Genomic DNA, 24,793 nt, shown 5'->3' on the forward strand with positions numbered 1-24,793 from the left:
CCGTCCGCCGCCAGCTGGCCCTTGCGCACGAGGTGGATCATCGCCGCCAGCATGGAGCGGGCCGCCGCCGGGTGCAGGCGTGAGTCGACATCGGCGTAGAGGGTGGGGACCAGGTCGCGGATCCTGGCCGGGCCAGCCTTCAGGGCGCCCAGGATCTGGTCGACGCGTTCCTGGCGGTGGTCGATGTAGGCCTGGATGAAGCGGTCGACGTCGCGGATCGGCGGGCCGTGGGTCGGCCAGAGGACGTCGAACTCGCGGGCCCGGATGTCGGCGAGGCTGCCGAGGTAGTCGGTCATGTCGCCGTCGGGCGGGGTGATCACCGTGGTGGACCAGCCCATGATGTGGTCGCCGGTGAAGCAGGCGTTCTCTTCCCGCAGCGAGAAGCAGATGTGGTTGGACGTGTGCCCGGGCGTGGCGATGGCCTCCATCGTCCAGCCGGGGCCGGAGAGCACCTGGCCGCCGCCGCAGAGGCTGACATCGGGCTTGAAGGAGAGGTCGTGGCCGGCCTCCATCTTCACCCCGCCGTCGTCCTCGTCATGGGACGCCACGGCGCAGCCGTAGATCGTCGCGCCCGTGGCCGCCTTCAGCGCCCCGGCGAGCGGTGAGTGGTCGGAGTGGTGGTGGGTGATCAGGATGTGGGTGACGGTCTCGCCCTTCACCGCGTCCAGGATCGCCTCGAGGTGCGCCGCGTCGTCGGGGCCGGGGTCGATGACCGCGACCTCGCCTTCGCCGACGATGTAGGTGCCGGTGCCCTTGAAGGTGAACGGGCCGGGGTTGTTGGCCGTGACCCGCCGGATCAGCGGCGAGACCTGATCGCAGCGGCCGTACTCGATGTCGATGTCGCGGACGTAGGGGATCATCCGCCGAGCACGCCCGAGAGGTCGTAGCCGGCGGCGCGGCCCAGGCTGATCAGCTCGTCGCGGGGCCGCGCGCCCGAGGTGGCCTGGGCCAGCGACCAGGTGACGATCGAGCGCGTGCCCGAGCGGCAGAAAGCCAGCACCGGGCCCTCCACGGTGGCGAGCAGTTCGCGGGTTTGTTCCACCTGCGCCGGGGTCGGGCCGCCGGTGACCGGGATGTGGTGGTAGGCGAGACCAGCGGCCTTCGCGGCGGCTTCCATCTCGGCGCTGGACGGCTGGTCGGGGGCTTCGCCGTCGGGGCGGTTGTTGATCACCGTCCGGAAACCCAACCGGGCCGCCTCGGCCACGTCGGCCAGGCTGATCTGCGGGGCGGTGGTGAAGTCGTCGGTGACGCGTCGAAAATCGCTCATTGGGGGTACTCGTGCGGGGAGGGGCTGGCTTCGTTGACATCATCGGGGGTGGGTGGAACCTTCGCAAGGTCCGGCTCGTCCCGAGCCGTTCCCGGAGACCCTTTCCGCGCCATGTTCCGCTTCATCGGCCGGCGCCTCCTGGTCGCAGTACCCACCCTGTTCCTGGTGATCACGGCAGCCTTCTTCATGATGCGCGCCGCGCCCGGCAGCCCGTTCGACAGCGACCGTAAGCTGCTGCCCGAGATCGAGGCCAACGTGCTTGCGCAGTACGGCATGGATAAGCCGCTCGCCCAGCAGTACGCGGACTACCTGGGCGGCGTCGTGCGCGGCGACCTGGGGCCGTCGCTGAAGTACCGCGACAAGTCGGTGCTCGACATCCTGAAGGAGAACTACCCCGTCTCGCTGAAGCTGGGGCTGTCGGCCATCGCCATCGCCTCGGTCGTGGGGGTCAGCCTGGGCGTGATGGCGGCGCTGCGGCAGAACCGGGCGACCGACCACGCGGTGATGGCGGTAGCGATCCTGGGCGTCTGCATCCCCACCTTCGTGACCGCGCCGCTGCTGGTGCTGGCGATCGCCTCCAAGCTGGGCTGGCTGCCGACCGCCGGCTGGAACGACGGGGCGCTGCCCAACCTGGTGTTGCCGGTGACGGTGCTGGCGCTGCCGCAGATCGCCATCATCTCGCGGCTGACGCGGGCCGGGATGATCGAGGTGCTGAACTCGAACTACATCCGCACGGCGCGGGCGAAGGGGCTCCCCGAGGGGCTGATCGTGCGCAAGCATGCGCTCCGGGCCGCGATCTTGCCGCTGGTCAGCTATTTGGGCCCCGCCTGCGCAGGCCTGATCACCGGCTCGCTGGTGGTCGAGAAGATCTTCAACCTGCCGGGGCTCGGCAAGTTCTTCGTCATCAGCGCCCTGCAGCGCGACTACACCGTGGTGATGGGCATGGTGATCCTCTACGCCGCCCTGATCCTGCTGCTGAACCTGGTCGCCGACCTGCTCTACGCGGCGCTGGATCCGCGGGTGAGGCTGGCATGAGCGCCTACGTCACCGAGGGCAGCCGCCGCCCGCAGGCGGCCGCCGTGAAGGGCCGCAGCCTGTGGGATGACGCGGGGCGGCGCCTGCTGCGTAACAAGGCGGCGGTGGCCAGCATGGTGACGCTGGCGGTGCTGGTGCTTCTGGCGGTGGTGGGACCGCTGCTGAGCCCGTTCGCCTACGACCAGGTGGACAAGGACGACGTCTGGCTGGCTCCGCTGGTAGGCGGCCACCTGCTGGGGTCGGACGCGCTGGGCCGCGACCTGCTGGTCCGCCTCCTCACCGGCCTGCGCGTCTCGCTCGCCATCGGCCTGGTGGCCACCTTCGTCTCGCTGGTGATCGGCGTCGTCTGGGGCGCGGTGGCCGGCTACGTGGGCGGCAAGGTGGACGAGGCGATGATGCGGATCGTCGACGTGCTCTACTCGCTGCCCTTCATCTTTTTCGTGATCCTGCTGATGGTGACCTTCGGGTCAAACATCGTGCTGATCTTCGTCGCGATCGGCGCGGTCGAGTGGCTGACCATGAGCCGGATCGTCCGCGGCCAGACCCTGACCCTCAAGAACAAGGAGTTCGTCGAGGCCGCCCGCGCCGCCGGCCTGGGGCGCGCGGCGATCATCGCGCGGCATATCGTCCCCAACCTCCTGGGTCCCGTCGTGGTCTACGTGACGCTGACGATCCCCGCGGTCATCCTGGCCGAGAGCTTCCTGAGCTTCCTGGGGTTGGGGGTGCAGCCGCCGATGGCGTCCTTGGGCACGCTCATCGCCGGCGGCGCCTCTGACATGGAGCTCGCGCCCTGGCTGCTCGTGTTCCCGTCGCTGGTGATGGTACTGACCCTGATGTGCTTCAATTTCATCGGCGATGGCCTAAGAGACGCCATCGATCCGAAGGACAGGTGATGACGCTCGGAGGGCAATCCACTTCGCAGCGGGGTAGGGACTACTCCACCCGCCGGACCCGGAAGCCGCCGCCGCCGTCGATCGACATCATGAAGCTGCCCAGGGCGGCCTTGCGGATCGTGACGGGCATGCCTGACTTCGGGGTCTTGTGCAGGTCCTTGTCGTCGACCTGGACCCAGGTGCCGCCGCCTTCCTTGAGCTGGATCACCCATTTGCTTGCGCCGTTCATCCGGGCGGCGTCGACCTGAGAGGCGACGTTCTCAAGCTCCTCCTGGGTCTCGCCCTTCTCGAACAGGGAGATGGAGGGGAGCAAGAAGCCGAACGCCTGGCGCCGGACCTTGCGGGCCTGTTCGCGGTCGACCACGACGATGTCGCCCTTCTGCTCGGCCTGATCGAGGCTGGCCGACGCCTTGTCGTAGCAGGCGAGGCGGGCCGCATCGTCGGTGAGTTTCCGGCAATCGACCAGTTCCTGCAGCATTTGGGAGCGGCCCTCGCCCTTCGGCTGGGCGAACGCAACGGTGGAGGCCGCAGCGGCGGCCAGCAGGCTGAGCGCGAGAACGAGGCGCGGCATGATCATGTGCGGGTCCGAATGCTCCTGACAGGCCCGTTTCATTAGGCGTCGGACGGCTGGGCGCGCAACGGCCGGGATGATTCCGGCGACAAACGGTGCTGGCGGCTGCTGAATGTGGGATTCGCGACACAAGCGCTTGCGACGAACGGTCTGCTCGCTGTCATATTCCTTGACGAAACCTTGCCCGAAATCACCGTCGGTGCGGCAATCTGTGACCAGAATGCGACAGGTGGGCGCCCGAAACATTGCCTACCGCTAATGTTCGTTGACCGACCCTCCCTGTGGTTCGTAACTCCGCCGTAACCGGAGACCGACCGTTTCCGGGACCGATCTCTTTTTGTGGGGAGCGGCCGCCCCTCGAGGCAGGACCGCTGGAGGATCTAGACCGTGAAATTCAAATCCATGCGGGAACGCCTTCTGGCGTCTTCTATGATTTGCGGCGCTGCCCTGATGGGTCTCACGTCGCAGGCGGCTGCCCAGACCGCGGCGGAGGAAGTCTCCGAAGTCGTCGTCACCGGCACGCGCATCCCGTCGCCCAACCTCGAGAGCGTCAGCCCCGTGACCGCGGTGAGCGCCGCGGAAATCAAGGCGACGGGCGTGACCCGCGTCGAAGACATGATCAACTCGCTGCCCCAGGCCTTCGCGGCCCAGGGTTCGGCGCTCTCCAACGGCTCGACCGGCACGGCGACCATCAGCCTGCGCGGCCTGGGCGCGACCCGCACGCAGGTCCTGATCGACGGCCGCCGCCTGATGCCCGGCACGCCCAACACCCTGGGCGGCTCGCTGGCCGCGGACATCAACTTCATTCCCTCGGCCCTGATCCAGCGCGTTGACGTGCTGACGGGCGGCGCCTCGGCCGTGTACGGCGCCGACGCCGTGGGCGGCGTGGTGAACTTCATCATGACGCGCAACTTCGAGGGCGTGCGCGTCGACGCGCAGTACGGCCTCTACCAGCACGACAACGGCAACTCGGTCGCCGACATCGTGCGTTCGGCCCAGCAGAACGCCGCCAGCCCGGAGTTCTTCCAGCTGCCGAAGGACAACGTCCGCGACGGCGAGATGAGCCAGGTGACCCTGGTGATCGGCGTCAACTCGCCGGACGGCAAGGGCAACGTCACCGCCTACGCCGGCTACCGCCACGTCGAGCCGATCCTGCAGGGCAACCGCGACTACTCGTCGTGCTCGCTGTTCTCCGGCACCCCGGACTTCACGCAGTTCGGTTGCGGCGGCTCGGGCACGGCCTTCCCGGCGCGCGTCGGCAACCAGATCGTCGACATCACCGGCCCCGGTAACACCTTCCGCACCCGCGTGGCTTCGCGCGACGTCTACAACTACGGCCCGTCCAACTACTACCAGCGTCCCGACGACCGCTACGTGCTGGGCGCCTTCGCCGAGTACGAGGTCGCCGACTGGGCGACCGCGTACATGGACGTCATGTTCATGGACGACACGTCCACGTACCAGATCGCGCCGGGCGGCGTGTTCGCCGGCACCTTCTCGATCAACTGCGCCAACGCCTTCCTGTCCGACCAGCAGCGCGACCGAATGCCGGCGGTCGGCGGCGGCACCTGCCTCAGCAACCCCGCTGGCACGTTCACGGGCATCGTCGCCCGCCGGAACGTGGAAGGCGGCGGCCGTCAGGGCAAGACGCAACACCAGCAGTACCGCTACGTCGTCGGCCTGAAGGGCGACCTGAACGACAACTGGAACTACGACTTCGCGATGCAATACGGTCGCGTGTCGTTCAACCAGACCCAGACCGGCTTCTTCCGGACGTCGGCCATCAATGAGGCGCTGAATGTCGTCCAGGGTCCGAACGGCCCGGTCTGCGCCAGCGGCAATGCGGCCTGCGTGCCTTACAACATCTTCCAGCTTGGCGGCGTCACCCAGGCGGCGCTCGACTTCCTGGAGACCCCCTCGACGCAGAACGGCAACCTGTTCGAGCGCATCGTGAACTTCAACCTGGGCGGTGACCTCACCGACTACGGTGTGAAGTCGCCGTGGGCCAACGACGGCGTGGGCGTGTCGATCGGCGCGGAATACCGCCGCGAGACCCTCGACTTCGCCGCCGACTTCATCTCGTCCTCGGGCGACCTGAACGGCTCGGGCGGCGCCAACCCGCCGGTCAACGGCTCGTTCGACGTCTACGAGCTGTTCGCCGAAGCCCGCATCCCGCTCGTGCAGGACATGCCGTTCGCGAAGAACCTGACCCTCGAGCTGGCGTTCCGCTACTCGGACTACTCGACGATCGACACCACCGAGACCTACAAGATCGCCGGCGACTGGGAACCGATCGACGGCCTGCGGGTCCGCGGCGGCTACAACCGCGCCGTCCGCGCGCCGCACGTCCTCGAGCTGTTCAGCCCGCAGAACGTCGTCCTGGACGGCACGCAGGACCCCTGCGCTAGCCTGAATCCGGGCGACGCGCTGGTGGCCCGCTGCGCCCAGGCGTTCAACCTGACCGCGGCCCAGGTGCTGGCGATCGAAGCCAACCCGGCCAACCAGTACAACGGCCTGATCGGGGGCAACCCGAACCTGGATCCGGAAACCGCCGACACCTACACCGTGGGCGTCGTCTGGCAGCCGGACTTCCTGCCGGGCTTCAACATCTCGGTCGACTACTTCGACATCAAGGTGAAGGACTTCATCGCCGGCATCGGCGCCGACACCATCATCAACCGGTGCCTGGACACCCTGGACCCGTTCTTCTGCAACCTGGTCAACCGCGACCCGGCCAACGGCTCGCTCTGGCTCGACAACACCGGCTTCGTGGTCGACACGACCCTGAACACCGGCTCGCTGTCCACCACCGGCTTCGACGTCAGCGCCGGCTATCGGATGGACCTCGAGGACATGGGCATCTCGAACGGCGGCGGCCTGAACTTCAACTTCGTCGGGACCTATCTCGACACGCTGAAGGTCCAGAACCTGCCGGGCGACGAAGCCTTCGACTGCGCCGGCCTCTACGGCTCGATCTGCTCGGTGTCCGGCGGCCTGTCGGCTCCGAACCCCGAATGGCGTCACAAGGCCCGCCTGACCTGGACCACGCCGTTCGAGTACGGCGATTGGTTCAAGGACTTCTCGCTGTCGGTGCAATGGCGCCACTTCTCGAAGGTGACGCTCGACGCGTTCGACGATCACCCGGCGCTCAACAACACCGGCATCCAGTACGAGTCGGACCGCGTCCTGAAGTCGCGTGACTACTTCGACCTGACGGCGTCCTGGACGATGCGCGACAACCTCAACTTCCGCGCCGGCGTGAACAACGTCTTCGACGTGGATCCGCCGCTCACGGGTTCGTCGAACTGCCCGACCGGGCCCTGCAACGGCAACACCTGGCCGCAGGTCTACGACGCGTTCGGCCGCTACCTGTTCGTCGGCCTGACCGCCGACTTCTAAGACTGCGGATACGGAATGAGATGGGGGCGGTGGAGCGATCCACCGCCCCTTTCTTTTGAGCTTCGGCTTCCGACTCGGACGACGCGGTCGGGCGTCAGTTCCTTCGGAGGTCCACCCGCCACGCGATCAGGGCGCCACGCTCGTCGTGTTCGGCGGCCGCATCGACGGTCTCCAGCCCCTTCCCGGCGCTGCGCTGCAGGAAGGCGTCCAGGCCCCCGCGGTCGAGGGCGACCTTGATCTGGTTCCGATGGCGTTGCCGCCAGGCGGCCACGCCTGCCTCGAACACGTCCAACCTCGCCAAGGCGCTCTTCGGCTCGTAGCGCGCGAGCCCCCCGGCAAGGTCGGCCAGGTAATCGACGTGATAGCGCGCAGGCTGGAAGGCGTCGGACGGCTCGAGCCGCGCCGCAGCGCGACGGACGGCTTCGCGGAAGGCGTCCTCCGCGGCCCTCACCCCGGCGGGCGGCAGCCGCTTCAGGTGCGCGCCGAACGCGCGCCGCGCCTTCTGGATCGCGGCGTCGTCCGGCAGGACCCGATCATGCGCCGTCGTCTGGGCGACAGCGGCGCGGCTGACCGCGCTCTCGGTGTGGTGGATCAGGAATCTCGCCCGCGCATCGGGCTTCAGGACCCGCGCCACCTCGCCGATCGCCAGGCGGACGTCGGCATACTCGATTCCGAACTGCGACGACGCGCCGTCGAAGGACCGGTCGGGGAACGGCAACCGCTCGAGCGGGACGCCGCCCATCAGCCGCAGGCCCGGCGCCAGGTCGCCGGCGTTGGGACCGAGATCGGCATAGTCCACCCCCACGATGTCGAGCGACTTGCCGGCGGCGACCGCTGCCGCGTGGCCGAGCCGGGCCACCTGACCGCCGCCGGTCGCCAGGTCGATCAGGCGCGCGCCGTCCTGGAACGTGGTGAAAAAGGACGTCCACGCCTTCCCGGGATCGAAGGTCACCGGCCCCTGGGCGGTGTCGACCGTCATGATCTCGGTGCGGCCGCTCTGCCAGTACTCGCTCCAGTGCCAGCCGGGGCGCCGGCTAGAGTGGGTTGGACGGCTCATGCATGACCCTTGCCCGCCGATCTCGGCGCGATGCGCCCAGGTACCGGAAGCCGCCGCCGTCGCCAAGCCGGGCGACCGGAGGGTGGCGGCCGCTCACGGCGCGAGCTAACTGTGTCGATGGGGGCCAGGGAGCGCACATTGAGCCATTGGAGCGTCGGTCGGTACAGCGTCAGCTACGCGGCCATGCCGACGGCGCGGCCCGCAGCGCCCGCGCCGGCCGATCCGCCGGCGGCGGCCCGCTGGGCGGCCGAGGGTCATCGGCTGCGGCTCGCCGGCGACGTTCCCGGCGCCGACCTGGCCTATGCGCGCGAGATGCGCGCTACGGTGTCCGCGCCCGACCTCGCGCGCGCCGCGGACGCGCTGATCGCCAGCCGCCCCGCCGACGCCGACGCCATCCTGCGCGCCGCGGTCGCGGACCGCCCGGCCGACGTCCAGGCGCTCTGGATGGCCGGCGACGTAGCCTCCCGCGCCGGCCGCAACGGCGAGGCCGAGGCGCTGCTGAGGCGGTGCCTGGAGCTGGCGCCGGGCTTCACCTCGGCGCGCTACGCCTATGCGCTGGTGCTCAACTGGCTGGAACGCATCCCCGCCGTGCTGGCCGAGGCCGACCGGCTGCTTTCAGACGACCCTGCCAACCCGCTCTATCTGCACCTGCGCGCCGCCTCGCTGGCCCGCCTGGGCGAGGACGCAGCGTCCGCGGAGGCCTATGCGGCCGTGCTGGCCGCGCACCCGGACTCGGCGCTGACGTGGATGGCCTACGGCCATGCGCTGAAGACCCTGGGGCGCCAGGCCGAGGCGGTGGCCGCCTACCGTCGCGCGCTCGCGCTCGAGCCGGCCCTGGGCGAGGCGTGGTGGAGCCTGGCCAACCTCAAGACCGCGCGCTTCGACGACGCCGACGTCGCCGCGATGGAGGCGGGCCTGGGCGCCGCGCGGCCCGACGACGACCGGCTGCAACTGCACTTTGCGCTGGGCAAGGCGCTGGAAGACTCCGGGCGCTACGAGGCCGCCTTCGGCCAGTACGCCCAGGGCAACGCGATCCAGCGGGCGCGGCTGGCCTACGATCCGGCCGAGACGACCGGCCAGATGCGGCGGACCAAGGCGCTGCTGAGCAAGGGCTTCTTCGCCGCCCGGGTCGGCCAGGGCTGCCCGGCCGGCGACCCGATCTTCATCGTGGGCCTGCCGCGTTCGGGCTCGACCTTGGTCGAGCAGATCCTGGCCAGCCATTCCGCCGTCGAGGGCACGCAGGAGCTGCCGTACATCCCCATGCTGGCGGCGCGGCTGGGCGGACCGGCGCGGCGCGAGAGCGAGGGGGCCTATCCCGACGTGCTGGCGGCGCTGTCGCCGAAGGAAGCCCGCGAGCTGGGCGAGGAGTATCTGGCCCGGGCCCAGGCGCACCGCAAGACGGGCCGACCACTGTTCGTCGACAAGCTGCCGAACAACTGGGCGCATGTGGGCCTCATCCAAACGATCCTGCCGAACGCCCGGATCGTCGATGCGCGGCGCCATCCCCTGGGCTGCTGCTTCTCGGCGTACAAACAGCACTTCGCCGCCGGCCAGGGCTTCAGCTACGACCTCACGAGCCTCGGTCGCTACTACGCCGACTACGTCGCGCTGATGGCCCACTTCGACGCGGTGCTGCCCGGCCGGGTCCACCGGGTGATCTACGAGCGGCTGGTGGCCGACCCGGAAGGCCAGACACGGGCGCTGCTGGCCGCCTGCGGCCTGCCGTTCGAGGACGCCTGCCTGCGCTTCTACGAGAACGACCGGGCGGTGCGGACCGCCAGCTCGGAGCAGGTGCGCCGGCCGATCTTCACCGACGCCGCCGAGCACTGGCGCAACTTCGAGCCCTGGCTGGACCCGCTGAAGGCGGCCTTGGGCCCGGTGCTGGACGCCTATCCGGGCGCGCCATCGATGTAAGCGCGCATTGGGCGTGCTCCGCTGCTAGTCTGCGCGCCGCATTTTCGAATTTGAGGTCGGCGACGTTGAGCGAGTGGAAGGTCGGGCAGATCAGGATCAAGTCGGGGTACACGCCGGCCCCGTCGACAGCTGGGGCGACGACGGCTGCGCCCGCCGCGGCCCAACGCCCGCCGGGCGCGCGCGACCCCAACGCCGACCGCCAGACCCTGATGGCGATCCAGGCCGCCGCCCAGGCGCGTGACTTCGTGACGGCGGCCACGCTCGCCGAGACGGCGTTCAACGACGGCCTCGAGCACCCGATGGTGCTGAACCTGACGGCGCTGCGATGCGAACAGGCAGGCCGCTTCGACGACGCACTGAAGGTGCTGGAGCGGGCCATCGCCATCGCGCCGCAGGACCTGGGCGCCCGCAACGCCGCGGGTCTCGTCCTGACCCGGCTGGAACGCTACCGCGACGCACTGGCGATGTTCGACTCGGTCGTGGCGATCATGCCGGAGTTTGCAGGCGCCCACTGCGCGCGCGGCGCCAGCCTCGAGGCCATGGGCAAGCTCAAGGACGCCGAGGCCGCCTACCGCCACGCGCTGTCGCTGGAGCCGGAGAACCTGGGGGCCATGCAAGGCGTGGCCAACCTGCTCAGCCGCCGCGGCGCGCACGCCGAGGCGCGGCCTCTGGCCGAGGCGGTGCTGGAGGCCGAGCCCAACTTCCCCGATGCCGTCATGGTCCTGGCCGCCGCCGATGCCGCCGAGGGCCACGGCGAGCGCGCCCAGCGGCGCCTGGAAATGCTGGCCGGCGACGAACGGCTGACCCCGCATCAGCGCGCGCTGGCCCAGGGCCAATTGGGCGACGTGCTGGACGCCCAGGACATGACCGAGGAGGCGTTCCAGGCCTACGCGGCCTGCAACATGGGCCTCTGGCGCGCCTATGCGCCCGCGCACGGCCAGGGCGCGAGCGCGCTGGACTTCGCCCGCGCCATGCTGGCCGAGCTGGACAACATCCCCGCCACGGCCTGGGCCGCCGAGCCGGGTCCGGCGCCCGCCGACGGCCCCAAGACGCACGTCTTCCTGCTGGGCTTCCCGCGCTCGGGCACGACGCTGCTGGAGCAGGTTCTGGCCAGCCACCCCGATGTCGAGGCGCTGGAGGAGCGCGAGACCCTCGCTGCCGCCCAGCGCGCCTTCCAGATGGATCCGGCTGACGTGGGCCGCCTGGCGCACGCCACCGACGCCGAGCTCCAACCCCTGCGCGACGCCTACTGGGCCAAGGTCCGCGCCGAGGGCGCCGATCCGGCAGGCAAGGTGTTCGTGGACAAGCACCCGCTGCACACCTTCCGCCTGCCGCTGATCCTGAAGCTGTTCCCGGGCGCGAAGATCCTGTTCGCCCGCCGCGACCCGCGCGACGTGGTGCTCTCGTGCTACCGCCGCCGCTTCGCCATGAGCGGTTCGGCCTACCAGCTGCTCACCCTGCCGGGCGCGGCCGGCTACTACGACGCGGCGATGAGCCTGGCCGAGCGGCTGCAGCCGGCGATGGCGAAGGCCACGCTCGTCGTGCGCCACGAGTCGCTGGTCGAAGATTTCGACAAGGCGGTGGGCGAGGTCTGTAGCTTCCTCGGCCTCACCTGGAGCGATTCGATGCGCAACTTCGCCGACAAGGCGCGCGACCGGGCGGTGGCGACCCCCAGCGGGGCCCAGCTCTCGCGCGGGCTCTCGGCCGAGGGGGTGGGCGCGTGGCGGCGCTATGCCGACCAGCTCGCGCCGGTCCAGCCGACGCTCGCGCCGTGGGTGGTCAAGTTCGGATACGAGGCTGAATGACCGACCTCTCGCGCCGGCGCGCCGCCCAGACGCTCTTCGTGGGCGGGCTGGCCGCCGCGTGCGCGACCACGCCCCGGCCGCGCGAGCCGATCGTCTCGATCAACCTCGCCGACACGCAGCCTCCGGAGTCTGCGACAGGGACCCGCCTGGAGACGGCCTTCGACGAGGCCAAGCGGATGACCGTGCCGGTGAAGCTGGGCAGTCGCGGGCCGTTCCAGTTCGTGGTCGACACAGGCGCCAACCGCACGGTCATCGGCGTGGAGACAGCCGCCCGCTGCAGCCTGGTCCCCGACGGGATGACACCGGTCCACGGCATCGTCGGGACCCAGCCGGCCCCGCTGGTGAAGGTGCCGCGGCTACGGGTAGGGCAGGTGCAGTCGTCGAATCTCAGCCTGCCGATCCTGCCCAAGGCCGCCCTGGGCGCCGACGGCCTGCTCGGCATCGACGTGCTGCGCGGCCGGCGCATGCGGCTCTCGTTCGCGCGCAACACCTTCGAGATCGGCGCGTCGGGCTCGGGGCCGTCGGTGAACATGCTGGGCGGCGGGGGCGGCACCCGCATCCCCAACCGCGACCACGGCATCGTCGTGCCCGCGCAGTACCGGTCGGGCCAGTTGGTGATCTTCGACGCCGACGTCGACGGCATCCCGGTGCGCGCGTTCCTGGATTCCGGCGCCCAGATCACCTGCGGCAACGACGTGCTGCGCGATACCCTGATCCGCCAGCGGCCCGGCTACGACCGGCGCATGGCCGACACCGAGCTGATCAGCGCCACCGGCCAGACATCGTCGGCGCGGCTGGCCATCCTGCCACGGCTGCGGCTGGGCGGCATCGGGCTAAACAACATCCGCGCCGCCTTCGCGCCGCTGCACATCTTCAGCCTGTGGGAGCTGAACGACCGCCCGGCGATGCTGGTCGGCATCGACGTGCTGCGGAACTTCGACGAGGTGATCCTCGACTTCGGCCGCCGCGAAGTGACTTTCATTCACGCCAGGCGACAGGTGGCGGGGTAGGCGGCCCTCCTCCCCATTAAGGGAGGGCCTACCGGATCGGCATGGGCGCCAGGACGGTGGCCTTGCCTTCGCTGCGCATGCGGGCCTCGGCGACCTGGTCCAGGAGCTGCTGGGCGCGCGGGTCGCCGAAGATCCAGGCCGCCGCCGCCAGGCTGCGCGCGGAGTTCGCCTGGACGCCCAGGGCCTTCTGCAGGGTCTCGAGCGCGCCGGCGCTGGGCGTCATGCGGCGCAGCGGCACGTCGCCCTCCAGCTTGGCGAGCTGCTTGGCCTTGTCGACCGCCTGGTAGAAGCCGCCCACCTCGTCCACCAGCCCCAGTCCCTTGGCCTGCGCGCCGGTCCAGACCCGGCCCTTGGCGATCTCGGCCACCTGCGCGGGCGCGAGCTTGCGGCCGGTCGCCACGCGGGTGAGGAAGTTGGCGTAGATGCGGTCCATCCAGCCGGCGAACGCCTCCCGCTGGGCGGGGGTGAAGGGTTGGCCCAGGCCGAAGGCGCCGGCGTAGTCGCCGCCCACGCCCGCGCCGCGGACGTCGACCCCGAACTTGCCCAGGGCCGGGCCCACGGCGAACTTGCCGCCGAACACCCCGATCGAGCCGGTGAGCGTGGTGGGCTGGGCGACGATGGCCGAGGCCTCGGAGGCGATCCAGTAGCCGCCCGAGGCCGCGTAGGTGCTCATCGAGACCACCACGGGCTTGCCCTTGGACTTGGCGAACCGCACGGCGTCCAGGATCTGCTCCGAGGCCGTGTCCGAGCCGCCGGGCGAGTTCACCCGCAGCACGATCGCCTTGACCGAGTCCGCTTTGGCCGCGCGCAGGATCGCCTTGGCCAGGTCGTCGGAGTAGATGGTCGAGCCGCCGGTGAAGGGGTTCGAGCCGTGGTCCTCGCCGGTCATGATCGGACCCTCGGCCTCGATCAGCGCGATGGTGGGACCAGTCCGAGGCTGGTCGCGGCGCGGGTCGACGTAGTCGTCGAAGTCGACGGTCTTGGCGCCGTCGCCGGCCTTGTCCAACAGGGCCTGCTCGGCCTCGCGCACCTGGCCCAGCCGGTCCACCAGCTTCAGCCGCACGGCGTCCTCGGCCGCGTAGGGGCCGGCCTCGAGCGTCTCGCGCAGGACCGCCGCGTCGGTCTTCCGCAGGGTCGCCGCGGCCGCCAGGTTCGACTGGTAGACCGAGCCCATCCACGACAGCGTCGCCTCGCGGTGGGCAGGCGTGTAGTCGCTGAAGAGGAAGCTGTTGACGGCGTTCTTGTACTCGCGCCGCTGCTCGTACTGCGGGACGACGCCGTACTTGTCGAAGAAGCGCTTGAAGAACAGGTCTTCGGTGGCGACGCCGGTCACCTGCAGCGACGCGCCCGGCTGCATCCAGAACTGGTCGGCCGAGGCGCCCAGCATGTAGGTCGTGGTCACGAAGCCGGCGGGATAGACGCCCTGGCTGTGGGCGTAGACCGGCTTGCCCGCGGCGCGGAAGCGGGCCAGCGCCTGGCGGATCTCGTCGGCCATGCCGGGTTCGACGCCGCCCTCGGGCAGGCGGATCAGCAGGCCCTTGATGCGGTTGTCGTCCTCGGCGCGGTGCAGCGTCTCGATGATCGCCATCACCGAGGTGGAGTTGCGCGCGAGGCCCCACAACGCGTTCTGCGGCGCCTGGTCCGAGAGCGGGCCGCGCAGGTCCAACTCCAGCACCGTCTTCGCCGGCACCGGTGCGGGCGCCGTGGCCGAGACCGCCATGCCGATGAGGAGCACGGGCACGCCGATCAGGAAGATGACCAGGCCCGCGAAGACGCCCGCCGCCGTGATCAGGAACTGCTTCATGGATGTTCGCCGCCGATGATTCTGCGCGCTGTCGCACACAATCCCGCCGCAGCAAAGCACCGCAGCGGCGCCGCGCGCTGCGGACGGCCGCAGGGCTGCGAGGTCTAGAACCGCCGGTACTAGGTGTTCTCGATTTGTTCTTGACAAGCTTGTTCTTTGATGGCACTCTCTAACCCAGTGCTGGGCGCCGTGTGTCGGCCGCGGTCCCAGCGCCTCTCATCAGACCAGGAGGGACGGCCCGTGGGGCCGGCGATGAAGCATGGGCGAGAGCATTTCGGAGTTCATGGATCGTCAAAGACGTAGGGCCGCCCGCTTCGGCCGCGAGGCGGAAGCGGCCGCGCACGAAGCGTACGGAAAGGCGATCAGGGCGGGCCAGGATCTGAAATTGAGTTCGCCTGGGGAGGTGATGCGGTACGGCGCCAAGCTCTTGCAGGAACAAGAAGGCCGCGCTGCCGAAGCAGTATCGAGCGCTGCTCGAAAGGCCAAGCTAGAGGCCGACGGGGCCATGCGGCGTGCAAGCCGGAACCCGGTGGTAAGGGCTGTGGCCATCGATGCAGCGCGCAATGCAGGCAACACGGCGGGAGTTGTCAGGGGCGGGATCCACGCTGTGCAGGGCGCGGCTGAGGGAGTTGCCTTCGTCAATCGCCTGCTTGACCCTCTCGATGCGTTCAAGCGTCCTCAAGGCCAGTCCGCAATCGAGCAACTGGGGCGAGGCTCGTTCAACGCGGGCCGAAATGCCGTGGACTACACTCGCAAGGGAATCGCCGATCCGCGGAGTGTCGTGACGGACCTGACCGAAGCCGCGAAGCAGTGGCGCCGTGAGCTCGATCCTTCTGCGACGCCGGCAGCGGCTACTCTCGAGGGTGAGCTTCGTCGCAACTTCGAGATCGGCCAGAACCAAGGCGAGCTCGCATTTGACGTCGGCTCGCTCGTGGTCGGTGGGCCCGCCGCGAAGGCCGTGAAGGGGCTTGACCGGATATCCAACGTGGGCAACGTGGACAGGTACCTGGCGCAGGGCTTCAGCCCTAGGGCGGCAGCGCGTCTCGCCGAGCCTTATCCGTTGTCCGGGATGGGGCACCACTTCGTACCGCGTCGTGCGGGTCTGCCTGAGAGCTACAGCGACAGTGTCTTCAACGTCCTGAAGCCGGAGGGGATCAGCCGAGGCGACTTCTACGAACTGCACTACAAAGTCGATCCCCGTTTCAAGGGCGGTCGGGTTGTCCGTGGCGAGGGTTGGAGCGGCAGGAAGTTGGGCCTTGAAGAGTACGGTCTGGCGGGGCGCATCTGGCATGGCAGTCCGGCGCCCCTGAAGGCGCGAGTCGGCGGCGTCGGCGCCAGTGCTGGGACCGCCATGCATCTTGCGGATCGCGAGGAGACGAGCTGGTGACCTGGCGCACGGAGATCAGGTTCAGGTCGGCCTTTCCCGATGACGCGGCCTATGAGGGTGACGTCGTCGATGTACAGCCAGGCAACAATATCGCCGAAACCTTGAAAGCCGCCTTGGAAGAACTGGACTATCGCGTGTCCGACCCGATCGACGGGGGCGATCACGGGTGGGAACTGGACATCTGGCAAGGACGCCAGCGCATCTGGCTACAGATCAGCGTGCTCGATGCCGAGGAATGCTATCTGATCACCAATTTCAAGACCTTCTGGCTGTGGTCGAAGTGGGACGTGTTCCGGACGTTCCTGCGCGACCTGCAGCGCATCCTGGAGGCGGACAGCAGGTTCCGTCGGATCGGGTGGTTCCAGAGCGGCGGATCAGCTGGCGCCAGGAAGCCGGCGGCCGGGCCGTTCGATCCCTGACAGGACGGCGCGCCGACGCAGCCATGGCGAAAACCGGAGGGACGGCCACAGGCCGCCAGGGTCTGGATTTCGCGGGGGAATGAATGGTCGTGGGGGCAGTCGCAAGCGAACTAGCTAGTTTCCCGCTGACGAGTAAGGGCTCAAGGCCAGGGCCTATGCGAAGTCGGTCGTCAGGCGATTTCGTGTGAGACCGGCCCGACGCGCGCAGCCATCACGCGGTAAGCCATTTCGGTGGGCGTGGGCCAGCAGCTTCCAGACCCCGGATCGCTTCGACTTCTTCCATCGACCCGGTGAGCACACCCGTGAGCCCGGCTACAACTGCACCGCCTTTACGCAGCCTGGACTCAACGGAGAAGTTCGGAACATCGGCTTCGTGCGCAACGGTACACCAGCCCGCTGCATCAAAACCGGTGCTCGCAGTCGGGCCTCTCGCCGAGGATTTCGATTAGCGAGAATGCCGACTTCAGCAAGCTCCGGCACAGCCTCCTCCCTGCCTCCAGGCTTAGCAACATAGCGAAGGCGCGCTGTTCGTTCAGCGCGTCAGACCAATCAAAGGCCCGTAAACCCGAGCATCTTGCGAAGCTCCAGGTGATTTCGGCGCAATCTTTCGACCGACCGATGCGATGAATCGCTAATCGGAACTTTGCGTCCGCATTCTTGGCAGCCGAGGTTCGTTGGAACATGTCGCCCCGCGTCGAGCGCATTCACAGCGACGAGCGTCTCCCGGCCGAGGCCGACGTCGTCATCGTCGGCGGCGGCATCCTCGGCGCTACGGCCGCCTATTACCTCGCCAAGCGTGGCCTCTCGGTGGCGCTGCTCGAGAAGGGCCACGTGGCCTGCGAACAATCGAGCCGCAACTGGGGCTGGTGCCGCCAGCAGAACCGCGACCGGCGCGAACTGTCGCTTTCGGTGATCTCGATGCGGCTGTGGGACGAACTCACGCGCGATATCAATCGGGACCTTGGATTCCGACGTTGCGGTCTCGTCTATGCGACCCACGACGAGGCCGTGCTCGCCGGCTGGGAACGGTGGCGCGAGGTCGCCAGGGAGTTCGGCGTCGACACGCGCGTGCTGAGCCGGGCGGAGGTGGCCGAGCGTGTCCCCGAAGCGCGCGGCAAATGGGTCGGCGGGACCTATTCCGAACGGGACGGCAAGGCCGAACCCGCGCTCGCCGCGCCCGCTATCGCCGAAGGGGCCAGGGCCCTGGGCGCCACGATCCACCAGGGATGCGCCGCGCGGGCGCTCGACCTGGCCAACGGCAGGATCGCGGGCGTACACACGGAGAAGGGGTACATCAGGACCAGCGCGGTGCTCTGCGCCGCCGGCGCCTGGTCCTCGCGCTTCCTTCGGCCGCTCGGGATCAGTTTCCCCCAGGCAAGCATCCGACAGACGGCCCTGCGCTCCGCCCCGACGATCAATATCGGCGAGGCGGTCTCCACACCCTATTGCACGATCACGCGCCGACTGGACGGCAGCTATACGTTGGCCATCAGCGGCAAGGCGAACCTCGAGATCACCCCCCAGGCCATCCGGTATGGCCGGGAATTCATGCCGCAGTTCTTGCGGCGCCTGAAGAATGTCAGGCTCGGCGTCGGCCACTCGTTCGTCTCGGGGCCGGATTCAATGCCGGCGCTGCTGACCAACGACGACCGGATCTTCGAACAGAATCGCGTGCTGGATCCCCCGCCCATCAAATGGCTGGTGAGCCAGGTGGTGGAGAGTGTCCGAAAGACCTTCCCCCAACTCGGCGACATAGAGATCGATAGCGCCTGGGGCGGCTTCGTCGATTGCACGCCGGACGCCGTGCCTGTGGTATCGCAGGTGGATGGGGTGGAGGGCCTGGTCCTCGCGGCGGGCTGCTCGGGCCACGGCTTCGGTTTGGGCCCGGGGCTGGGTTATCTGGCTGCAGAGCTGGTCGTGAACGACACGCCTAGCGTCGATCCGACGCCCTTCCGGCTGTCGCGGCTGGTCGACGGCTCGAAACTGGACATCGCCGCCATCTGAGAGCGAGTCGACAACGCGCGCTGGAGCTTTCCGAGCAACTTGAGATCTGACGCGGAGGGGGAGTGGCCGATTTCGCCCCTTCCAGCAATGGGTGGTGGAGAGCAGACATCGCATCGGATCAACATCCGACGGGATGCCTCGCCGCTCAGTAGCCTTGCGAACGGTCGATGACGTCGGATAGCGGTTCGCCGCGCTGGGATCGGCGGATGTTCTCCAGCAGCACGGGAGCGGCCGTGTCGGGCTGCGTCATGCTGGCGATGTGAGGGGTCAGGAAGACCCGTGGGTGCGTCCAGAGCCGATGGCCCGAAGGCAACGGCTCGGGGTCGGTCACGTCCAGCACAGCGCGGGAGAGTTGGCCGGAGTCCAGGGCCGCCAGCAGGTCGGCCTGCACGAGGTGCCCGCCGCGGCCGACATTGATCACCGCCGCTCCTGGCCGCAGGGCGCCGAACAGGTTCGCGTTCAATATGCCCTGGGTCTGGTCGGTGAGCGGCAGCAGGCAGATCAGCAGGTCGCACCCCCGCAGGAAGACGGGCAGTTCCTCGGCGCCGGCGAAGCTTTCCACCCCTGGCAGGGTTCGCCGCGACCTGTTCCAGCCCCGCAGCCGGAAGCCGAAGGTGGCCAAGCGCTCCAATACGGCGCGACCGAGGACCCCCAATCCCATCACCCCAATCGTGCGGGTCGAGGCCGGCCAGACCTCCGACTGCGCCCAAGTCCCCTTTGACTGGGCCGCCACATAGTCAAAGGCGTCGCGGTGGAGGGCCAGGACGGCGAAAGTCACATACTCGACCATGCCGTCGATGATCCCCGGCTCCACCATCCTGACCACCGGCACATGCGGCGGCACCGCGCTGAAATCGATGTGGTCGACGCCGGCCCCTGACGAGAAGAGCACCTTCAGCCGCGGCAAGGCGGCGAGGAACTCGCCCGGCGCCTGCCAGGCGATGAGGTATTCGACCTCGCTCAAGTCCCCCGCGTCGGGCCAGACCCGGAAGTCCAGGTCGGGCGCATGCTCGGCGAAGTAGGCGGCCCATGCCGCTGCCCGCGGCGCATCCGATCGGTAAAGTACGCTCATCCGGCGTCACCAGCCCCCCACCCAACCATCGAACAAGCCCTCGGGCAGGCTGTCGGGATCGGCGCCGCGCAGGAAGTCGAAGTCACACCCGCGGTGGGCCTGCTCGATGTGTTGGTCATACAGGCTTCGATAACCTCGCACGTGAGTCCCGGCCGGCGGGCGCCAGGCCGCCCGGCGGCGCTCCAGCTCAGGCGGCTCGACGCACAGCTCCAGCCGTCGCTGCGAGACGTCGAGTTCGATGATGTCACCGTCCTGCACCAAGGCCAGCGGTCCGCCCACAGCCGCCTCGGGGGAGACGTGCAGCAGCGCGGTGCCATAGCCGGTGCCGCTCATCCGCGCATCGGAGATGCGCAGCATGTCCCGCACGCCGGCTTCGAGCAGGCGGCGGGGGATAGGCAGCATGCCCCATTCGGGCATGGCCGCGCCGACAGGACCCACGTTGCGCAGGACGAGGACGCTGTCGGGCGTAATCCCCAGCGCCGGATCGTCGATGCGATCGGCGATGGTTTGGACGTCCTCGAAAACCACCGCCGGGCCGCGGTGGTTGAACAGACTGGGGTCCGCGGCGGAGGCCTTCAGAACGGCGCCGTCGGGCGCGAGGTTCCCCCTTACGACCACGATGGCCTCGCCCGGCCGAACGGGGTTGCTCAGCGGGCGGATGACGTCCTCGTCCAACACCTCGGCAGCCTCGATGACTTCCCCGATCGTGCGTCCGTCGACCGTGGGCGCATCCAGATGGAGCAAGGGGGCCAGCCGCTTCATGAGGGCCGGCACGCCGCCCGCGGCCATCAACCGCTCCGTCAGGTGCTCGCCCGCCGGCTCCACGTTGCCGATCAGCGGCGTCCGGCGGCCGATCTCGTCGAACCGGTCGAGCGTCAGCGGCACGCCCACCCGGCCAGCGAGGGCGAGCAGGTGGATGATCACGTTGGTCGAGCCGCCGACGGCGCAAAGCAGCGTGATGGCATTGTCGAAAGCCCGCGCGTCGAGCAATTCGCGGGGCTGCGGACCGCCCGTCGCCGCCAGGCGGACGCTGTTTCGCCCCACCGCCCGCGCCATCTGCGTGCGGCGGCTGTCCGCCGCCGGGATCAGGCTGCTGCCGGGCAGGCTCACGCCCAAGGCTTCGCAGACCGCCGCCATCGACGAGGCCGTGCCCATCTCCGCGCAGTGCCCCGGCGCCCCCATGACGTTGCGCTCGAGGGCGGCGAACTGGCCTTCAGGCGCCTTGCCCGACCGAAGCTCGTCGACAGCGCGCCAGACCGATGTGGCGTTGCCGAGAGACGCGCCGGCCATGGCGCGAGGGGTGGCGGGTCCGCTTCCGAGGAAGATCATCGGAACGCCGGCGCTCGCGGCTCCCATCAGCAGGGCGGGCTGGGTCTTGTCGCAGCCGCCGAGCAGCACCACGGCGTCAAAAGGATAGGCCCGGATGCATTCCTCGGCCTCCATGGACAGCAGGTTCCGGAAGGGAAAGGAGGTGGGCTTGATGATGTTTTCGCTGAGCGACAGCAGCGGCGCTTCGAAGGGGATGCCGCCGGCCTCGAGGATGCCGGTCCTCACCTCCTGAGCCAGGTCGCGAAGGTTCAGGTTGCACGGATTTATGTCGGACCAGGTGTTCAGGATCCCGACGATCGGCCGCTCCATCAGGTCTTCACGGCTCCACCCGGACGCCGCAAGGGTGGTGCGATGGATGAATCCGGGCAGGTCGTCCTTCCGGAACCAGCGCGCGCTGCGAAGCGGCCGCCCGCCCCCGCCTTTGATATCGCCCATTGGATGGTCCCCGTGGCCTTGGATCACGACAAGGTTAGTGGGGAGCGCGGCGATTGTTCTGCTGTTTCTCTAAAGCCGTCGGCACGCACGGCACGATTTCGGCGCAAGAGATCAGCGGTCATGTCGCGCCTCGCGCGCGTAAGGACTTTATGGTTTCAACGAGCTGTTGTCGGGGCCAGTAACGGGCGCGGTGCCCCATGCCGCCCGGCCTGGAAAAACGCAGAACTTCGGCCGCATATGGTCCAAAATAGGCGTCTTGTTCCGGTCGATCCGCCGTTTCATCGAGCGAGGATAGAAAATCCTCTATCCCAAACAGACTGGGAGATAAGGGCGGTGGGAGCGCGTCGGCCAAAATACATCACGTTTGACTGCTACGGGACCCTCACCAATTTTCAGATGGGGCCGCTGGCGCGCCAAATCTTCGCCGACCAGGTCTCGCCGGAAAACATGGACGCATTCTTAGCAGACTTCGCCTACTACCGTCTTGACGAGGTCTTGGGCGACTGGAAGCCATATAGCGAAGTCCTCTGCAATTCTATCGAACGCACCACCCGGAAGTGGGGCCTGCCTTATCGTGAGGACCAGGCGCTGCAGTTCTACGACGCGGTGCCGACCTGGGGACCTCACCCGGATGTACCGGCTGGTCTCGCCAGGATCGCAAGTGAAATCCCTCTGGTCATCCTGTCGAACGCGATGAACGAGCACATCCAGAGCAACGTCGATAAGCTCGGTGCGCCGTTTGCCCACATCTTCACGGCTCAGGACGCCAACGCTTACAAGCCTCGCCTTCAGGCCTTCGAATACATGTTCGACCAGCTAGGCTGCGCGCCGGAAGAGGCGATGCACGTGTCCTCCAGTTTCCGCTACGACCACATGTCGGCGCGGGATATGGGCTACGGCTGGCGCGTGTTCGTGGCTCGGGGCCATGAGCCGTCGTTGACGCCGCACTATGCCACGCACGAAATCGAGGACATCGGCGGCCTGGCGGGTCTGATGGGTCTCTGACCGACGCCGCGCCGATGAGGCATGGGGCCTTGGCTCGCATAGATTGCGTGCCTTGGCCGCCGCTAGCCTTGGGCAAAGAGCGACCCGCTTAGAACCGAAGCGGCTTTCAGAGTGGCTGTCGCCAACGTCCGCGAAGGGTCGGTGTCGCCCTTTCGACGAACCTCGCCAATGTCGCGTTGCCGGACCAAGTCCAACTTCTGCTTCTGGCGCCAGGCAGTCGTTCAACCGCCGCATCCACTCCTTTCTTGGAAGCGGACGTGCGAGGTGTCGCTACCGGGTGGGCAGCGGTCCTTGAGCCTGGTCCTCCTGCTTGGAGTTCGAGTCGGCAACTCCTATAGCTCCATTATCCCACGGGCGGCGAGCTTCGCGCGTAGGCCGGAGCACTCGAAATGCTACGCTTGCCTCTCGCCATTGCGACGGTCGCAGCGCTGTCGGGCCCCGTAGCTCACCCTGTGAGCGCACATCCCGCGCCAGAAGAGAAAGCCCCGGAGGCGGCGGTCAGGAAAGCCCCGTCTTGTAGTGCTTCGGGCATTGCGCCGGGGAGCGCGCGGCTGCCGGAGAAAGAGTTCTCTAACCCGCCCACAAGAGCCCACGACCCAAAGGCTCACGTCTTCAGCTTCGATCAACTGAGCCATTTCTACAGACAGCCGGGAGAGTTCACTCATCGCCTTAACGGCGACGAATACGGCTTCGAGGGCCTATCCTTCATCATCACCGAGACGCATCCCGGCGGAGGGCCGGGGCTCCATGTCCATGACACAGAGGAAGCGCACGTTTTGCTTGAAGGGACGGCCCGATACCGGATCGGCAGCGAAACCTTCACCGTTGCGGGCCCCTACGTAGCCAATGTTCCGGCGGGAACGCCGCACACCTTCGTCAATGCAGGCGCCGAACCCTTCCGCCTCGTCGCGGTGTTCGGGTCGAAGCGTCCCGGCACCACGCGACTAGGTCCCAACCCGCTCGTGCAGCTTCAGCCGAAAGCCTGCGGCGAAAGCGATCTACGTCGCCTGCAGGCGTCTCCTCCCGCTCCCAATTCGGGAGCTCCGAACGCCCGCTAAGGGTCGGATCCCCTCATTCGCATCTCTCCGGGAAGCGGACCTCGCCTTCAAACGCGCGAATGTCCGGTTCCCGACACGACACCAATGCAACCTCGTGGCGCAGCCCTGACGCCGTCGGCAGCGGTCGATGGGTTTAGAGGGCGGGCGGAGGGGGCTGCCTCAAGGAGGTGGCCATGCGCCAGCCAGACCTGTTCCGTATGCCGAAGAAGCCGCGGAACGCCGGACGCATCATCGAGCCGAACGCATCATCGAGCCGAAGGCGCCGTTGAAGCCGAAGCATGTCTGGGCGATCCGCCAGCAGCTCAAGGTCACCGGGCGGCGACGCGACCTAGCGATGTTCAACTGCCCGATCGACGGCAAACTGCGGGCCTGCGACCTGGTGCGCCGTTCCCAAGCCTGGCGAGGCCCCCGGCCGAATCAGCGGCCTCAGAAAATGCACCAACGGACAAATTGGCTATTTTAAATTATCCAAATGGTGCATATAAGCGGCGTCAGCGCGGGCAGACGAACCCGCTGGATCAAACCCATGGGAGGCGACTTGGCGCAGCCGACATCGGACCGTGCATTGACCCGTCCGGGCGACGGCCTGGTTGCCGCGGCCGCGGCGCTGTCATCGGCCAGCTTGCACGAGGCGGCGCGCAGGGCGGGCGCGCTCCCCGGTGTCTTGAAGCCGATCGATCTGACGATGCGTCTCTGTGGTCGCGCCCTGCCAGTGCGTTGTCCGGCTGGCGACAACCTCTGGATCCACCGCGCCCTCGCGGAGGCGGAGCCGGGTGAGGTGCTGGTCGTCGAGACCGGCGCGGGCGTCGAGTTCGGCTACTGGGGTGAGATCATGGCGACCGCCGCCATCGCCCGCGGGGTGGCGGGGCTGGTGATCACCGGCGGCGTCCGCGACAGCCTGCGGCTGGTCGAGTTGGGCCTGCCCACTTTCTCCGCCGGGATCAGCATTCGCGGCACGGCGAAAGACCCCGCGGGCGCCGGCGCGGTCGGTGAACCGGTTCGTATCGGCGAGGTCGTGGTCCGGCGCGGCGACTTGGTGTTCGGCGACGCCGACGGCGTGGTCGTCCTGGGGCCCGAGGCTGCGGCCGCGGCCGTGCCGGCGGCCGCGAAGCGCGACGCCGATGAGGTCGCCATCCTCGAGCAGGTCCGCGCCGGCGCGCTCACCCTCGACGTCTACAAGCTCTGACCAACCGGGACTCATCCATGACGATCATCGACGCCCACGCGCACCTGGTGGCCCCGGCCTCGCTCTACGCCCACCGCAGCAATCTGGCGGTCTCCGGCGGCCAGTACGGCGACCCCTACCGGGCCGTCGTCAGCGATGCTGAC

General features: G+C 68.5%; 19 protein-coding genes. 12 read left to right on the forward strand and 7 right to left on the reverse strand.

Features of this window, described 5'->3' with window-relative positions:
• The coding region (locus VGD44_RS19340) for an MBL fold metallo-hydrolase (RefSeq protein WP_331090011.1) at positions 1-860 on the reverse strand (860 nt) is incomplete at its 3' end.
• A complete protein-coding gene (locus tag VGD44_RS19345) occupies positions 857-1,267 on the reverse strand; it encodes a TIGR01244 family sulfur transferase (RefSeq protein ID WP_331090012.1) in 411 nt (136 codons plus the stop codon). The genes VGD44_RS19345 and VGD44_RS19340, both read right to left, overlap by 4 nt.
• Before the next feature lie 111 nt (positions 1,268-1,378).
• Between VGD44_RS19345 and oppB the strand changes: the two genes are divergently transcribed.
• Positions 1,379-2,302 (forward strand): oligopeptide ABC transporter permease OppB, encoded by a 924-nt coding sequence (gene oppB, locus VGD44_RS19350; RefSeq protein WP_331090013.1) that lies wholly within the window; start codon positions 1,379-1,381, stop codon positions 2,300-2,302.
• Positions 2,299-3,195, forward strand: a complete 897-nt coding sequence (locus VGD44_RS19355; RefSeq protein WP_331090014.1) for an ABC transporter permease subunit — start codon at positions 2,299-2,301, stop codon at positions 3,193-3,195. The genes oppB and VGD44_RS19355 overlap by 4 nt, the downstream gene beginning before the upstream one ends.
• Positions 3,196-3,235: 40 nt before the next feature.
• On the opposite strand, the gene VGD44_RS19360 is transcribed toward VGD44_RS19355, so the two are convergent.
• On the reverse strand, positions 3,236-4,012 hold the full coding sequence (locus VGD44_RS19360; protein WP_331090015.1) for a hypothetical protein: 777 nt from the start codon (positions 4,010-4,012) through the stop codon (positions 3,236-3,238).
• A 204-nt stretch (positions 4,013-4,216) separates the two neighbouring features.
• On the opposite strand from VGD44_RS19360, the gene VGD44_RS19365 reads away from it, so the two are divergent.
• Positions 4,217-7,165, forward strand: a complete 2,949-nt coding sequence (locus VGD44_RS19365) for a TonB-dependent receptor plug domain-containing protein (protein ID WP_331090016.1) — start codon at positions 4,217-4,219, stop codon at positions 7,163-7,165.
• Between the two features lie 94 nt (positions 7,166-7,259).
• Here the strand turns inward: VGD44_RS19365 and VGD44_RS19370 are convergent, their stop codons facing one another.
• Positions 7,260-8,222: a methyltransferase domain-containing protein gene (locus VGD44_RS19370; protein WP_331090017.1), complete on the reverse strand. Its 963-nt coding sequence runs from the start codon at positions 8,220-8,222 to the stop codon at positions 7,260-7,262.
• Positions 8,223-8,360: 138 nt separating this feature from the next.
• Between VGD44_RS19370 and VGD44_RS19375 the strand changes: the two genes are divergently transcribed.
• From VGD44_RS19375 to VGD44_RS19385, 3 genes are all read left to right on the forward strand, one after another.
• Positions 8,361-10,136 carry a tetratricopeptide repeat-containing sulfotransferase family protein gene (locus VGD44_RS19375; RefSeq protein WP_331090018.1) on the forward strand — a complete coding sequence of 592 codons (1,776 nt, stop codon included), beginning with the start codon at positions 8,361-8,363 and terminating at the stop codon, positions 10,134-10,136.
• A 65-nt stretch (positions 10,137-10,201) separates the two neighbouring features.
• Positions 10,202-11,941 (forward strand): tetratricopeptide repeat-containing sulfotransferase family protein, encoded by a 1,740-nt coding sequence (locus VGD44_RS19380; protein ID WP_331090019.1) that lies wholly within the window; start codon positions 10,202-10,204, stop codon positions 11,939-11,941.
• Positions 11,938-12,951 carry a retroviral-like aspartic protease family protein gene (locus tag VGD44_RS19385; protein ID WP_331090020.1) on the forward strand — a complete coding sequence of 338 codons (1,014 nt, stop codon included), beginning with the start codon at positions 11,938-11,940 and terminating at the stop codon, positions 12,949-12,951. Before VGD44_RS19380 ends, VGD44_RS19385 begins: the two co-directional genes overlap by 4 nt.
• A 28-nt stretch (positions 12,952-12,979) precedes the next feature.
• On the opposite strand, the gene sppA is transcribed toward VGD44_RS19385, so the two are convergent.
• Complete coding sequence (sppA, locus tag VGD44_RS19390; protein WP_331090021.1) at positions 12,980-14,755, reverse strand: signal peptide peptidase SppA; 1,776 nt, start codon at positions 14,753-14,755, stop codon at positions 12,980-12,982.
• Positions 14,756-15,014: 259 nt separating this feature from the next.
• Here sppA and VGD44_RS19395 point away from each other — a divergent pair, with 259 nt between their 5' ends.
• The 3 genes from VGD44_RS19395 (at position 15,015) to VGD44_RS19405 (ending at position 18,565) form a co-directional block, all read left to right on the forward strand.
• Positions 15,015-16,142, forward strand: coding sequence for a hypothetical protein (locus VGD44_RS19395; RefSeq protein WP_331090022.1), 1,128 nt, complete (start codon positions 15,015-15,017; stop codon positions 16,140-16,142).
• Positions 16,139-16,561, forward strand: a complete 423-nt coding sequence (locus VGD44_RS19400) for a hypothetical protein (RefSeq protein WP_331090023.1) — start codon at positions 16,139-16,141, stop codon at positions 16,559-16,561. Before VGD44_RS19395 ends, VGD44_RS19400 begins: the two co-directional genes overlap by 4 nt.
• A 681-nt stretch (positions 16,562-17,242) precedes the next feature.
• On the forward strand, positions 17,243-18,565 hold the full coding sequence (locus VGD44_RS19405; RefSeq protein WP_331090024.1) for an FAD-binding oxidoreductase: 1,323 nt from the start codon (positions 17,243-17,245) through the stop codon (positions 18,563-18,565).
• Between the two features lie 145 nt (positions 18,566-18,710).
• On the opposite strand, the gene VGD44_RS19410 is transcribed toward VGD44_RS19405, so the two are convergent.
• Both VGD44_RS19410 and VGD44_RS19415 read right to left on the reverse strand, forming a co-directional pair.
• Entirely contained in the window at positions 18,711-19,637 is a 927-nt protein-coding gene (locus VGD44_RS19410; protein WP_331090025.1) for a glyoxylate/hydroxypyruvate reductase A, read from the reverse strand.
• Between the two features lie 6 nt (positions 19,638-19,643).
• Positions 19,644-21,401: a dihydroxy-acid dehydratase gene (locus VGD44_RS19415; protein ID WP_331090026.1), complete on the reverse strand. Its 1,758-nt coding sequence runs from the start codon at positions 21,399-21,401 to the stop codon at positions 19,644-19,646.
• A gap of 237 nt (positions 21,402-21,638) precedes the next feature.
• Between VGD44_RS19415 and VGD44_RS19420 the strand changes: the two genes are divergently transcribed.
• The 3 genes from VGD44_RS19420 to VGD44_RS19430 all read left to right on the forward strand — a co-directional run bounded on the left by VGD44_RS19420 (position 21,639) and on the right by VGD44_RS19430 (position 24,650).
• Positions 21,639-22,406 (forward strand): haloacid dehalogenase type II, encoded by a 768-nt coding sequence (locus VGD44_RS19420; RefSeq protein WP_331090029.1) that lies wholly within the window; start codon positions 21,639-21,641, stop codon positions 22,404-22,406.
• 452 nt (positions 22,407-22,858) lie between these two features.
• Positions 22,859-23,464, forward strand: coding sequence for a cupin domain-containing protein (locus tag VGD44_RS19425; RefSeq protein ID WP_331090027.1), 606 nt, complete (start codon positions 22,859-22,861; stop codon positions 23,462-23,464).
• A gap of 526 nt (positions 23,465-23,990) precedes the next feature.
• On the forward strand, positions 23,991-24,650 hold the full coding sequence (locus VGD44_RS19430; RefSeq protein ID WP_331090028.1) for an RraA family protein: 660 nt from the start codon (positions 23,991-23,993) through the stop codon (positions 24,648-24,650).
• Positions 24,651-24,793 lie beyond the last annotated feature (143 nt).

Source organism: Phenylobacterium sp., from assembly GCF_036402295.1.
Taxonomy (GTDB): domain Bacteria; phylum Pseudomonadota; class Alphaproteobacteria; order Caulobacterales; family Caulobacteraceae; genus Phenylobacterium.

Excerpts from the sequence above, each read along its gene's own strand:
- VGD44_RS19415 (WP_331090026.1), bottom strand. The coding sequence starts at position 21,401 with ATGGGCGATATCAAAGGCGGGGGCGGGCGGCCGCTTCGCAGCGCGCGC.
- VGD44_RS19360 (WP_331090015.1), bottom strand. The coding sequence starts at position 4,012 with ATGTTTCGGGCGCCCACCTGTCGCATTCTGGTCACAGATTGCCGCACC.
- VGD44_RS19395 (WP_331090022.1), top strand. The coding sequence starts at position 15,015 with ATGGGCGAGAGCATTTCGGAGTTCATGGATCGTCAAAGACGTAGGGCC.
- VGD44_RS19365 (WP_331090016.1), top strand. The coding sequence starts at position 4,217 with ATGGGTCTCACGTCGCAGGCGGCTGCCCAGACCGCGGCGGAGGAAGTC.
- VGD44_RS19430 (WP_331090028.1), top strand. The coding sequence starts at position 23,991 with ATGGGAGGCGACTTGGCGCAGCCGACATCGGACCGTGCATTGACCCGT.
- VGD44_RS19410 (WP_331090025.1), bottom strand. The coding sequence starts at position 19,637 with ATGAGCGTACTTTACCGATCGGATGCGCCGCGGGCAGCGGCATGGGCC.
- VGD44_RS19345 (WP_331090012.1), bottom strand. The coding sequence starts at position 1,267 with ATGAGCGATTTTCGACGCGTCACCGACGACTTCACCACCGCCCCGCAG.
- VGD44_RS19385 (WP_331090020.1), top strand. The coding sequence starts at position 11,938 with ATGACCGACCTCTCGCGCCGGCGCGCCGCCCAGACGCTCTTCGTGGGC.
- VGD44_RS19355 (WP_331090014.1), top strand. The coding sequence starts at position 2,299 with ATGAGCGCCTACGTCACCGAGGGCAGCCGCCGCCCGCAGGCGGCCGCC.
- VGD44_RS19420 (WP_331090029.1), top strand. The coding sequence starts at position 21,639 with ATGGTCCAAAATAGGCGTCTTGTTCCGGTCGATCCGCCGTTTCATCGA.
- VGD44_RS19370 (WP_331090017.1), bottom strand. The coding sequence starts at position 8,222 with ATGAGCCGTCCAACCCACTCTAGCCGGCGCCCCGGCTGGCACTGGAGC.
- VGD44_RS19405 (WP_331090024.1), top strand. The coding sequence starts at position 17,243 with ATGTCGCCCCGCGTCGAGCGCATTCACAGCGACGAGCGTCTCCCGGCC.
- oppB (WP_331090013.1), top strand. The coding sequence starts at position 1,379 with ATGTTCCGCTTCATCGGCCGGCGCCTCCTGGTCGCAGTACCCACCCTG.
- sppA (WP_331090021.1), bottom strand. The coding sequence starts at position 14,755 with ATGAAGCAGTTCCTGATCACGGCGGCGGGCGTCTTCGCGGGCCTGGTC.